This window comes from Brachybacterium sp. ACRRE (assembly GCF_022346485.1).
GTDB classification, from domain to species: domain Bacteria; phylum Actinomycetota; class Actinomycetes; order Actinomycetales; family Dermabacteraceae; genus Brachybacterium; species Brachybacterium halotolerans.
On record NZ_JAKRMO010000023.1, the window covers coordinates 44867 to 56223 of the forward strand.

The 11357-nt window shown below is 73.2% G+C and carries 8 protein-coding genes; 4 read left to right on the forward strand and 4 right to left on the reverse strand.

Annotated features, from left to right (window positions below; genetic code table 11):
• The first annotated feature begins 106 nt into the window (after nucleotides 1–106).
• From araA to MHY49_RS08710, 4 genes are all read left to right on the forward strand, one after another.
• Nucleotides 107–1615 (forward strand): L-arabinose isomerase, encoded by a 1509-nt coding sequence (araA, locus tag MHY49_RS08695; RefSeq protein ID WP_239203615.1) that lies wholly within the window; start codon nucleotides 107–109, stop codon nucleotides 1613–1615.
• 3 nt (nucleotides 1616–1618) lie between these two features.
• Complete coding sequence (locus MHY49_RS08700; RefSeq protein ID WP_239203616.1) at nucleotides 1619–2929, forward strand: D-arabinono-1,4-lactone oxidase; 1311 nt, start codon at nucleotides 1619–1621, stop codon at nucleotides 2927–2929.
• A 203-nt stretch (nucleotides 2930–3132) separates the two neighbouring features.
• Nucleotides 3133–4263, forward strand: coding sequence for a LacI family DNA-binding transcriptional regulator (locus MHY49_RS08705; protein ID WP_239203617.1), 1131 nt, complete (start codon nucleotides 3133–3135; stop codon nucleotides 4261–4263).
• Nucleotides 4264–4692: 429 nt separating this feature from the next.
• A complete protein-coding gene (locus MHY49_RS08710; RefSeq protein WP_239203618.1) occupies nucleotides 4693–6579 on the forward strand; it encodes a M48 family metallopeptidase in 1887 nt (628 codons plus the stop codon).
• Nucleotides 6580–6609: 30 nt separating this feature from the next.
• Here MHY49_RS08710 and MHY49_RS08715 read toward each other — a convergent pair whose 3' ends face one another.
• From MHY49_RS08715 to MHY49_RS08730, 4 genes are all read right to left on the reverse strand, one after another.
• Nucleotides 6610–7482, reverse strand: coding sequence for a sugar phosphate isomerase/epimerase (locus tag MHY49_RS08715; protein ID WP_239203619.1), 873 nt, complete (start codon nucleotides 7480–7482; stop codon nucleotides 6610–6612).
• Nucleotides 7479–8768 (reverse strand): DUF993 family protein, encoded by a 1290-nt coding sequence (locus MHY49_RS08720; RefSeq protein ID WP_239203620.1) that lies wholly within the window; start codon nucleotides 8766–8768, stop codon nucleotides 7479–7481. The genes MHY49_RS08715 and MHY49_RS08720 overlap by 4 nt, the downstream gene beginning before the upstream one ends.
• Nucleotides 8769–8773: 5 nt before the next feature.
• Nucleotides 8774–9937, reverse strand: coding sequence for a Gfo/Idh/MocA family protein (locus MHY49_RS08725; RefSeq protein ID WP_239203621.1), 1164 nt, complete (start codon nucleotides 9935–9937; stop codon nucleotides 8774–8776).
• A gap of 209 nt (nucleotides 9938–10146) precedes the next feature.
• Entirely contained in the window at nucleotides 10147–11148 is a 1002-nt protein-coding gene (locus MHY49_RS08730; RefSeq protein ID WP_239203622.1) for a LacI family DNA-binding transcriptional regulator, read from the reverse strand.
• Nucleotides 11149–11357 lie beyond the last annotated feature (209 nt).

Here is an 11357-nt window from a genome sequence, read left to right on the forward strand (position 1 = left end):
CCGTGGGCGGCGGCCTCCTGGCTGTCCGCATCCGGAACGGCATCTCGCGCCGGGCCGGCTCCCCACCGTAGGATGTGAACGTTCAACCACGACCGAAGGAGACCCCGTGGACAACCCGTTCGCCGCACGCGAGATCTGGTTCCTCACCGGCAGCCAGGGCCTGTACGGCCCGGAGACCCTCGACCAGGTCGCCGAGCAGTCCCGCGTCATCGCCGAGACCCTCGACGCCGCGGACGACGTGCCCGTGAAGATCGTCTGGAAGCCCGTGCTCACCAGCCGCGACGCGATCCGCGAGACTGCGCTCGCGGCGAACTCCGACCCGGCGTGCGTGGGCGTCATCGCCTGGATGCACACCTTCTCCCCGGCGAAGATGTGGATCCTCGGGCTCGACGCCCTGCAGACCCCTCTGCTGCACCTGCACACGCAGGCGAACGAGAAGCTGCCCTGGTCGAGCATCGACATGGACTTCATGAACCTGAACCAGGCCGCCCACGGCGACCGCGAGTTCGGGTACATCGCCTCGCGCCTCGGCGTGGAGCGCAAGACGGTCGTCGGCCACGCCTCGCATGCCGACGTCCAGCAGCGCATCGGCCGCTGGGCGCGGGCGGCGACGGGCTGGGCGGAGCTGCACTCGCTGCGCCTCGCGCGCTTCGGCGACAACATGCGCGACGTCGCCGTCACCGAGGGCGACAAGACAGAGGCCGAGCTGCGCCTGGGCGTCTCGGTGAACACGTGGGGCGTGAACGACCTCGTCGAGGTGGTCGACGGGATCGAGGAGTCCGCGATCGACGAGCTCGTCGCGGTCTACGACGCCGAGTACGAGGTCGTCCCCGAGCTGCAGGAGGGCGGCGAGCGCCGCGAGTCCCTGCGCTACGGCGCACGGCTCGAGCTGGGACTGCGCAGCTTCCTCGAGGAGGGCGGCTTCGGCGCCTTCACCACGAACTTCGAGGACCTCGGCGGGCTGCGCCAGCTGCCCGGCCTGCCGGTGCAGCGCCTCATGGCCGACGGGTACGGCTTCGGCGCCGAGGGCGACTGGAAGACCGCGATCCTGGTGCGCGTCGCGAACGTCATGGGCTTCGGCCTCCCCGGCGGCGCCTCGCTCATGGAGGACTACACCTACGACCTCACGCCGGGCGAGCAGAAGATCCTCGGCGCCCACATGCTCGAGGTCTCCCCGTCGCTGACCACCGCACGGCCCCGTCTCGAGATCCACCCGCTGGGCATCGGCGACCGCGAGGACCCGGTGCGCCTGACCTTCACGGCCGACCCCGGACCCGGCCTCGTGATCGCCATGAGCGACATGCGCGAGCGCTTCCGCCTGGTCGCCAACACGGTGCAGATCGTGGGGCCCGACGAGCCCCTGCCGCACCTGCCCGTGGCCTGCGCGGTGTGGGAGCCCGCGCCGAGCCTGGCGACGTCGGCCGAGTGCTGGCTGACCGCCGGCGCCGCCCACCACACGGTGATGACCACGGCGACCGACCTCGAGATCTGGGAGGACCTCGCGGAGATCTCCGGGCTCGAGCTCGCCGTCATCGACGAGTCGACCACCGTGCGCTCCTTCGCGCAGGAGCTGCGCGTGAACCAGGTCTTCCACCGCCTCGCGCAGGGGTTCTGAGGCATGGGGACGAGCTCCGGAATGCGCGGATCCGGCGGCGATGCGGAGCGGGGCTCCCGCCCGGGTCTCAGCTGGTCGGGCACGGTCGACTACGGGCCCGGCCCGCTGCATCGGCCGACGTCCCTCGACGCGCTGCGCGCCCTCGTCGGCCGCTCCGACCGGATGCGGGCGCTCGGCACCCGGCACTCGTTCTCGAGGGTCGCGGCGTCCGACGCGGATCTGGTGACGCTCGAGGCGATGCCCGGCGGCATCGACATCGACACGGAGCACCGCACCGTGCGCGTCGGCGCAGGGGTCCGCTACGGGGAGCTCGTGCTCGCCCTCTGGGAGCAGGGTCTCGCGCTGCCCAGCATGGGCTCCCTGCCGCACATCTCGGTGGGCGGCGCGAGCGCGACCGGCACCCACGGATCCGGTGACCGCCAGCGCTCGCTCGCCTCCTCGGTGCGGGCGATCGAGCTGGTCACCGCGGACGGCGACCTCGTCGGCTTCTCCCGCGAGGCCGACGCCGCGGTGTTCGACGGGATGGTGCTCGCCCTGGGCGCCCTGGGGATCGTCACCCACCTCGAGCTCGACCTGGTGCCCGCCTTCCGGATGCGCCAGGCCGTCTACCTGGACCTGCCGCCCGAGCGGATGAGCGACGAGGGCCTGGGCGCCGTGCTCGCGAGCGCGTACAGCGTGAGCATGTTCCACCACTGGGACGGGACGGCCGCGCAGGTGTGGGTGAAGCAGGAGGCCGACGGCACCCCGGACCCGATGCCGGATGCCTGGCACGGCGCGCGGCGCGCCCCGGGCCCCGTCCACCCGGCCCCGGACATGCCGCCCACGTTCTGCACCGACCAGAGCGGGGAGCCCGGCCCGGCGTTCGAGGTCCTCCCCCACTTCCGGATGGAGTTCACGCCCAGCAGCGGCGCGGAGATCCAGTCCGAGTACTTCGTGCCGCGCGAACAGGTGGGCGAGGCCGTCGCCGCCGTGAGCGAGACGGTCGAGCGGATCCGCCCGCTGCTGATCGTCTCGGAGATCCGCTCCACCGCGGCCGACGGCCTCTGGCTGAGCCCCGCCCACGAGCGCGCGAGCGCATGCATCCACTTCACCTGGCAGAGCAGGCCCGACGAGGTCCGTGCGGTGCTGCCCGAGGTCGAGGCCGCCCTCGCTCCGTTCTCACCGCGTCCCCACTGGGGGAAGGTGTTCACGCTCGACGCGGACGCCGTGCGCGCCCAGTACCCGCGGCTCGCGGACTTCCAGACGCTGCGGGATCGACTGGACCCGCGGCGGGTGTTCCGGAACGAGTACGTGGACGGGCTGCTGGGGGCGTGAGCGCCCGGACAGGTCGGTGAGCCGCCCGACGCGTCGGTGAGCCGACGGGCAGCGGGGACCCGGCGGGCTCAGGACCTGTGCGGCAGCTCGCGCACGTATCCTTCCCAGCAACCGTCCGTGCGGCGGCGCCCCGTCTTGGGCCGCCGTCCCGGCACCGGGCCGCCGTCCCGCGGCGGCCCCGCACCCGACCCGCAGGAGACCGCATGCCCGCCGTCCGGCTCACCGACGTCGCGCGAGACGCCGGCGTCTCGCTCGCCACCGCCTCGAGGGTCCTCAACGGCTCGGACAGGGTGCCCGGCAAGGATGTCGCCGAGCGCGTGCAGCGCTCGGCGGCCAAGCTCGGGTACGTGACGAACGCGCAGGCCCAGGCGCTCGCCCGCTCCCGCTCCGGGCTCATCGGCCTCGTCGTCCACGACATCTCCGACCCGTACTTCGGGGAGATCGCCCGGCAGATCCAGATGCGCGTCTTCGCCTCGGGCACGCAGGTGCTGCTCACCCAGACCGACCGCGACGCGGAGACCGAGTCGCGGGCGATCCGGGCGCTGATCGCCCAGCGCGTGGACGCCCTGGTGATCGTCGGCTCCTCCTCCTACGGCGCCAGCTCCGACGAGACCCTGACGGCGATGCTCGAGGGATTCGCCCGCAACGGCGGCCTGGTGGTCGGGATCGGCCAGTCGCCCGGCGTGGGCCGCACGATCGACGTCGGGGACGCCGACGGCGCGCGGGCGCTCGCGACCGCGCTGGTCGTCGAGGGCCATCGTCGCTTCGCCGTCGTCGGCGCGCACGGCCCCGTGCCCGCGGCCGCCCACCGCACAGGCGGCTTCCTCGCGGGCCTCGCGGAGGCGGGCCTCGAGGCCGAGCTGAGCGTCGAGGCGACCCTCGACCGCCAGGGCGGGCACGAGCTCGCCCGGCGCGTCGCCGAGCATCTGCGCGGGAGCGACGAGGCCGCGGGAGTCGGGACGAGCGCCGACGCGGACGGCTCGGGCGATGATCGCGACGGCTCGGGCGGTGCTCGTGACGGCTCGTCGGCAGGCGGTCCGCTGTGCGTGTTCGCCCCGGCGGACGTGATGGCGCTCGGGGCCATCGGCGAGCTGCGCCGCCAGGGACTGCGGGTCCCGCAGGACGTGGCCGTCGCCGGGTTCGGCGGCGTCCCTGCCGGCGTGGACGCGAGCCCCACCCTGAGCACCCTCGCCCTCCCCCTCGAGCAGATCGCCGACACTGCCGTGAGCTGGGTGCTCGGGGAGGCCGGCGAGGATCCGGAGGCGGCGCCGGCCGTCTGGACGGCGCCCGGGGAGATCGCCCTGCGGGAGAGCACGGCGACCGTGTCGCAGTAGACCACGACCATCGCGTCGCGGCGGACCACGACCATCGCGTCGCGGCAGATCACGGCGATCGCGCCATAGGAAGGCACAGCAGGGGAGGGTCGCGTCACCGCGAGGAACGGCGATCCCGCGTCCGGGGGCTGAGGGGCTTCCTGATCGTCCTGTGGCGGGTGGTCTCCGCGCGAGGCGTGCACTACGCGTAGCAGGAGGTCGGGTGACCGTCGTATATGCACGTCACCCGACGTCCTGCTACACGAAGTGCACGGGGGCGACGGAGACCCCTCGTCGCCAGGGCACTGGCCCGACCGGACCGGGACGACGCACGCAGGAGGTCCCTCGACATCCGGGCCACGCGCAGACGACGCGCGGAATCTGGAAAGCAGTCCCGCATCCGCGCCTGCAGGCCTAGCCTGACTCCGCACCTCAGGAGGCCCCGTACCCATGTCCTATCTCCGCGCACTCCCCGCGCTGCTCATGCTGATCCTCTACCCGGTCCTCGTGATCGCGCTGGTGGTGATCGTGGTGGCACTGCTCGTCCTCACGATCGTCGAGCTCCATACCGGCCGCGCGATCATCTTCGCCGTGATCGTGCTGCTCGGCCTCCTCGGGGGCATCGGCTACGCGATCAAGGAGCTGGCGACCCGGCCGCGGCGCAGCATCGACGGCCCTTCCCTGGAGCGATCCCTGGCCCCGGCGCTGTGGGCGCAGGTGGACGAGCTCGCCGGCGCCGTCGGCACTCCCACCGTGGACCGCATCTACGTCGCGGCGGAGGCGAACGCCGCGGTCACCAGGATCCGCGGGGAGCGCATCATGCTCATCGGACTGCCCGTGCTGGGGCTGCTGAGCGTGGGCGAGCTCCGCTCGGTCCTCGCGCACGAGCTCGGCCACTACGCGGGCGGGCGCTACGCACTGGGCTCGTTCCTGCTGCGCGCCCAGCGCGCCCTGGTCGCGATCGGCCGCAACTCCTCGGGCCTGTGGGGTCTTCTGTTCCGCGGCTACGCGCGACTGTACGTCTGGGCGGCGCAGCTGAGCTCCCGTGAGATGGAGCGTGCGGCCGACGGCTTCTCGCTGCGGCTGGCCGGGTCCGACGCCATGGCCTCGGCCTTCGAGCGGATGACCGAGGCCGACGTCGCCTGGAAGTACTACTGGGAGGACTTCGCGCTCCCGGCTTTCGCGGCGACCGGAGCCCGTGCCCCCATCATCGGCGGGCTGCACCGGTTCGTCGACGATCGTCGCGACCGGATCGTCCCGCTCGCCCACCAGATCATCGCCGAGGAGAAGCCCAGCCGGTACGACAGCCACCCGCTGACCCGTGAGCGCATCGAGCGCGCCAGGACCCACCCGACGCCGCCCGTCCCGGACGGCGCGGCCCCTGCGCTCACGCTCCTGCCCCGTGACGTCGATGCGATCGAGCGGACAGTGCTGGTCCGCGCCGACGCGCCGCTGTGGACCTGGGACGAGATGTTCCAGCGAGCCCAGGCGATCCACGAGCACCGTCGGGCCGCCGAGCTCGCGCACGACCTCGTCGCCGCAGGAGTCGTCCCGGCGCCCACCCCGCGCGCGATCCTCGAGACGCAGGTGCAGGTGCCCGTCGGCGCCCGCATGCTCGCCGTGCCGCAGCAGCGCACCTTCGACCCCGAGACCATCCGACCCGAGCAGATCCAGCAGCTGCTGTGCACGGCGATCTTCCGGGACCGGCTGCTGGCGTCCGGCGCCCTCCACCTGCAGCCGGACTTCCGGCCCGAGGCGGTCTTCACCGACCAGCATGGGGTCGTCGACATCTCGCAGATCGCGGGCGACGGCGGTCCCGAGGCGACGAAGAGGGTCCTCGCCGAGCTCGAGCGCCGCGGGGCCGACCTCGACACCCCGTACGAGGCACCGACGTCGGCCGACGCGGAGGCGATCCCCGAGGACACCCTGCTGGCCGCTCTCACCAACGGCTCCGGCACGGGCCTGATGCCGCGCGACCTGTGGGTCCTCCCCCAGGGCCTGCTCATCGTGCGCAGCCGCATCAACGGCTTCGCGATGCTCGCGGGCGGCAGCCGCGAGGACCGCCAGGCCGAGCGGATCACCCGGCGCCTCGAGCAGAGGGGCCTGCAGGCCCTGTGCGCGGAGAAGGGGTCGATCTGGATCCCGGCCGAGAGCATCGAGGAGATCAACGTGCGCGGCGGCGGCGTGCGGATCCGCGTCTCCGGGCGCGACAAGGAGCTGAAGGTCAAGCCCGCCCAGTACTCGGCCACGCTCGGCGACATCGGCGAGGCGCTGCAGCACGTGTGCCCCGGCCGGCTGACCACAGGACGCGGGCGCACCCCCGTCGGCGGCGCCTGACCCCGGCCGCTCACCCGGGTCGGGCACGTGTCAGGCGCTGGGCAGGACCAGCTGCTCGAAGCGCTCGCGGATGGTGCGCACGGCATCGGCGACGGGCGTCGCCCAGACGTCCTCGTGGAAGATCTCGACCTCGATCGGCCCGCTGTAGCCGGTCTCCGCGATCATGCGGGTGATCGCGGGGAAGTCGATGAAGCCGTCGCCCATGTACCCGCGGGAGTTCAGGGTCTCGGCGGCCAGCGGCAGGATCCAGTCGCACACCTGGTAGCCCAGCAGGCGTCCGCTCGCGCCCGCGCGGGCGATCGATGCGGGCAGGTCCGGGTCCCACCACACGTGGTAGGTGTCCACGATGGCGCCGACGGCGTCGCTGCCCACCTGCTCTGCGATGTCGAGGGCCTGGGCAGTGGTGGAGACGACGCCGCGGTCGGCCGCGAAGATCGGGTGCATGGGCTCGATCGCGAGGCGCACCCCGGCCTGCTCGGCGTGCGGGGCGAGCTGTGCGATGTTCTCCGCGACCCGCTCCCGGGCGGCCGCGAGGTCCTTGTCCTCATGACTCAGGCCGCCGACGACCAGCACGAGCACGTCGGTGCCGAGCCCCACCGCCTCGTCGATCGCGCGGCGGTTGTCCTCGAGCGCCGCGCGACGGTCGGCAGGGTCGACGGCCGTGAAGAATCCACCGCGGCACAGGCTCGTGACCTGCAGTCCGGCGTCGTCGACCCGACGCCGCAGCTCGGTCAGGCCCGTGGTCCCGACGTCCTGGCGCCACAGGCCGATCCCTCCGACGCCGCCGTCGACGCATGCCGCAAGCACCTCATCGATGGGGGTGGTGCGCACGCTCCAGCGGTTCAGGGAGAGGCGCGGGACGGGTGCGGGGCGCGATGCGGGTGCGGGGCGCGGGACGCTCATGCGAGGACCTCCTGGGGGTCGAAGCCGTGCAGGCGGAGCATCGCGTGCCAGCGCTCGGCTGCCAGGGCCGGGTCCTCGAGGTTCCCGGTGGCCGCGGCGAGCTCGACGATGCGCGAGAGGTGCGGGAGGCTGCGCGCGCTGTGCAGTCCGCCGACCATCTGGAACGCGCGCTGGTGGCCGTTGAGCCAGGACAGGAACGCGACGCCCGCCTTGTAGTGGTAGGTGGGGGCGGCGAACACCTGCCGCGCCAGACGCTCGGCGTCGTCGAGGATCGCGCGGGCACGGGCGGCATCGCCCGCATCCAGAGCCTGGATCGCGGCCGACGCGGCCGGGGCGGTCGCGGCGAAGGCGCCGAGCAGAGCGTGGGAGAAGCCCCCGTCGGCCGAGGTGCTCCGCTGCTCCGAGCCGGCCTCGTCCTCGTCCCCCACGATGAGGTGGGAGAAGTGGAAGTCGTCGCCGGTGAGCATGAGGACGCCCGCGGGCAGGCGGTCGCGCACGGCGACCTCCGCGGCGTCGTCGAGCAGGCTCATCTTGACGCCGCGGATCCGCGAGGGGTCGGCGGCGATGATGCGCAGCAGGGTGTCGGCGGCCTCGGCGGTGTCTGACGAGCCGAAGTAGCCCTCGAGCTGCGGATCGAAGGCGGTGCCGAGCCAGTGCAGCACCACGGGACGACGGGCGTGCTCGAGGACGCGGGCGTAGACCTCCTCGAAATCGGCGGCCGAGCGCGCGGCGCGGGCCAGGTGACGGCTCGCCATCAGCACGGCACCGGCACCGGACTCCTCGGTCGCCGCGAGCTGCTCGCGGTAGGCGTCCACGATCTCGTCGAGCGAGAGCTCCGCCTCCTCCCGGTGGTCGGTCGAGACCCCGGCGACGACGAGGTCGCCGACCTGGGCGTCCCGACCGAACAGCGGGGCGATCGCGGGGTCGGCGAGCGCCTCGCGGGCGGCGTCGGCGCTGCGGGTGATGAGCTCCCGGGTCGCCGCGGGGTCCAGCCCCATGTTCCGCTGCGCGGTGTCCATGGCGTCTGCGACGCCGAGGCCCCAGGACCAGATCGTGCGGCGGAAGCCGAGGGTCGCCTCCCAGTCGATCGCCGCAGGGGCACCCGGGGTGTTGTCGGCGTGGGCGAGCGGGACCACGTGCGAGGCCGCATAGACCACGCGCGAGCGCAGCGGGGAGGCGGGACGGGTGAAGGCGGCCGACGGGGGCAGCGGCGCCGTCGTGAGCCGGCCGTCCTCGCCGAGCAGGGCGAGGCGCCGCGCGGTCTGCTCCGGGTTCTTCTCCACCATGGACCTCACGCTTCCGTGAGCGGCTCGAGGGCGATGCGCCGGCCCTGCGCGGAGCTCTCGAGGCCCGCCTCTGCCAGGCGCACGCCGCGGGCGCCGGCGAGCAGGTCGTAGGGGTAGTCGCGTCCCTCGGCCCAGTGGGCGAGGAAGTCCTCCCACTGCGCCTTGAAGCCGTTGTCGAAGCCGTCGGGCCCGGCGTTGTCGGGGATCTCGTGCCAGTCGGCGCGGTAGTCGTGCGCGTCGGGCACGTCGGGGTTCCAGGTGGGGCGCGGGGTCGCCGCGCGCGGCTGGATCTTCGCTCCCCAGAGGCCGACGACGGCGCTGCCGAGCGTCCCGTCGACCTGGAACTGCACGAGCTCGTCGCGGTCCACGCGCACGTCCCAGCTCGAGTTCATCTGCACGATCGTCCCGCCCTCGAGGCGGAAGACGCCGTAGGCGGAGTCGTCGGCCGTGGCCTCGTAGCGCTCGCCCTTCTCGTCCCAGCGCTCCGGGATGTGCGTCGCGACCTGCGCATACACGTCCTCGATGCGGCCGAAGAGGTTCTCGATGACGTAGTTCCAGTGGGGGAACATGTCCGCGACGATGCCGCCGCCGTCCTCGGCGCGGTAGTTCCAGGAGGGACGCTGCGGGCTCTGCCCGTCGCCCTCGAACACCCAGTAGCCGAACTCGCCGCGCACCGAGAGGATCCGCCCGAAGAAGCCCGCCTCGATGAGGCGGCGCAGCTTGAGGAGGCCGGGCAGGTAGAGCTTGTCGTGGACGACGCCGCTGACCACGCCCGCGGCCTTCGCCTCCCGGGCGAGCGCGAGGGCGTCGTCGAGGGAGTCGGCCGTGGGCTTCTCCGTGTAGATGGCCTTGCCGGCGGCGATCGCCGTGCGGATGTTCGCGACCCGCAGGTTCGTGACCAGGGCGTCGAAGTAGATCTCGAAGCGATCGTCTGCGAGCGCGGCGTCGAGGTCGGTGGTCCACTCGGTCAGGCCGTGGCGCTCGGCGATCGTGCGCAGCTTCTCCTCGTTGCGGCCGACGAGCAGCAGGTCGGGCACGAGGCGGGTGCCGTCGGCGAGCTCGACGCCGCCCTGCTCGCGGATCGCCAGCAGGGAGCGCACGAGGTGCTGGCGGTAGCCCATGCGTCCGCTCGCGCCGTTGACGATGATGCCGATGCGTCGCTCTGTCATGGAGGTCTCCTGGTGTCCGGCGGCGGTGCCGGGTCGGGTGCGTCGGGGCGGCGACCGTCGAGGCATCGCGAGCGCGATGCGGGTAACCGCTTTCCCGCATCGTAGACCATAGGCGGGGCGGGGTGTCGAGGATGAGGGCGCTGCGGGCGCCAGGGCGCGGCCCCCGCCCCCTCAGGGCCGAACCGTCGACGCCGGCTCGACGGGGAGCCTCAGACCGTCGAGCCGCGCACCTCGAGGCGGGGCGGCACGACCACGCGGCGCTCGGCGACCTCGCGCCCTTCGATGAGATCCAGGAGCATGCGGCCGGCGCTGCGTCCGACGTCCCACAGGCACAGATCGATCGTGGTCAGGGGAGGCCGGGCGGCGAGCGCCATGACGTCCCAGTTGTCGAACCCGGTGACGGCGACCTCGCCCGGGACGCTCGTGCCGTGATCCCGCAGCCGGTCCAGCACCCCGCGCGCCACCTGATCGGAGCCGCAGCAGACGGCGTCGAAGGAGAGCCCCGACGCGAGGGCGAGGTCGACGGCGCGCCGCCCCCACTCCTCGCTCCACTCGCCGAACATCGCCTGACCGACCAGGGCGTCGCCGAGGACACCCGCGACGACCTCCGCCCGGACGGTCGCCGAGTGATGGCGGCGCGGTCCCGTGACGTGCAGGACCCGGGTGCGGCCGATCGCCAGCAGGTGCTCCGCGACCATCCGCGCACCGGCGCTCTCGTCGCTCAGCACGGCGGGTCGGTCCCGGTCCGACGAGGGCGCGAAGGCATGCACGACCGGGATGTCGATGTCCACCGGCGGGCGCTCGTCCGTGGTGCGACCCGTCACGACGAGGCCGTCCACGCGCCGACCGCGCAGCGAGCGCAGGAGGTGCTCCTCGCGGGCGGGGTCGTCACGGGTGTCGGCGAGGATCACCGCCATGCGTCCGACGGCGAGCGCGTCCTCGGCACCCATGAGGATCGGCAGCGTGAAGCGGCCGAAGGTGTCCGTGGTCAGGAAGCCGACGGTGAAGGTGCGGCCGCTCGAGAGCCCGCGCCCGCGGGAGTCGGCGACGAAGCCCAGTCGGTCCGCGACCTCCTGGACGTGCCGGCGCGTCTCGGCCCGCAGGCTGCCGGTCCCGTTGAGGGCCTTCGAGACGGTCCCCACGGAAACTCCCGCAGCGCGCGCGACATCGCCGATCTTCACGACGGGCGGGACGGAGGAGTGCGCAGACATGCAGGAACTGTACGTCAGGGGGCTTGCGTCCGCGGCGAGGCGCCTCGCATACTGTGACGCGAGGCAAACGTTTGCCTAGTTTCCCACCGCTCGAAGGAGAGCACTCATGACGCAGCCGTCCGGCTCCGCCGCCCCCAGCCGACCCGATCCTGCCGCCGCGCAGACGGCGCGCCCGGCGCCCGCCCTCGCCGCCCCGGTGCGCCCCACCC

What these genes read in the sequence shown, in the direction of transcription:
- MHY49_RS08700 (WP_239203616.1), top strand. Translation starts at nt 1,619, where the DNA reads ATGGGGACGAGCTCCGGAATGCGCGGATCCGGCGGCGATGCGGAGCGG.
- MHY49_RS08705 (WP_239203617.1), top strand. Translation starts at nt 3,133, where the DNA reads ATGCCCGCCGTCCGGCTCACCGACGTCGCGCGAGACGCCGGCGTCTCG.
- MHY49_RS08710 (WP_239203618.1), top strand. Translation starts at nt 4,693, where the DNA reads ATGTCCTATCTCCGCGCACTCCCCGCGCTGCTCATGCTGATCCTCTAC.
- MHY49_RS08715 (WP_239203619.1), bottom strand. Translation starts at nt 7,482, where the DNA reads ATGAGCGTCCCGCGCCCCGCACCCGCATCGCGCCCCGCACCCGTCCCG.
- MHY49_RS08720 (WP_239203620.1), bottom strand. Translation starts at nt 8,768, where the DNA reads ATGGTGGAGAAGAACCCGGAGCAGACCGCGCGGCGCCTCGCCCTGCTC.
- MHY49_RS08725 (WP_239203621.1), bottom strand. Translation starts at nt 9,937, where the DNA reads ATGACAGAGCGACGCATCGGCATCATCGTCAACGGCGCGAGCGGACGC.
- MHY49_RS08730 (WP_239203622.1), bottom strand. Translation starts at nt 11,148, where the DNA reads ATGTCTGCGCACTCCTCCGTCCCGCCCGTCGTGAAGATCGGCGATGTC.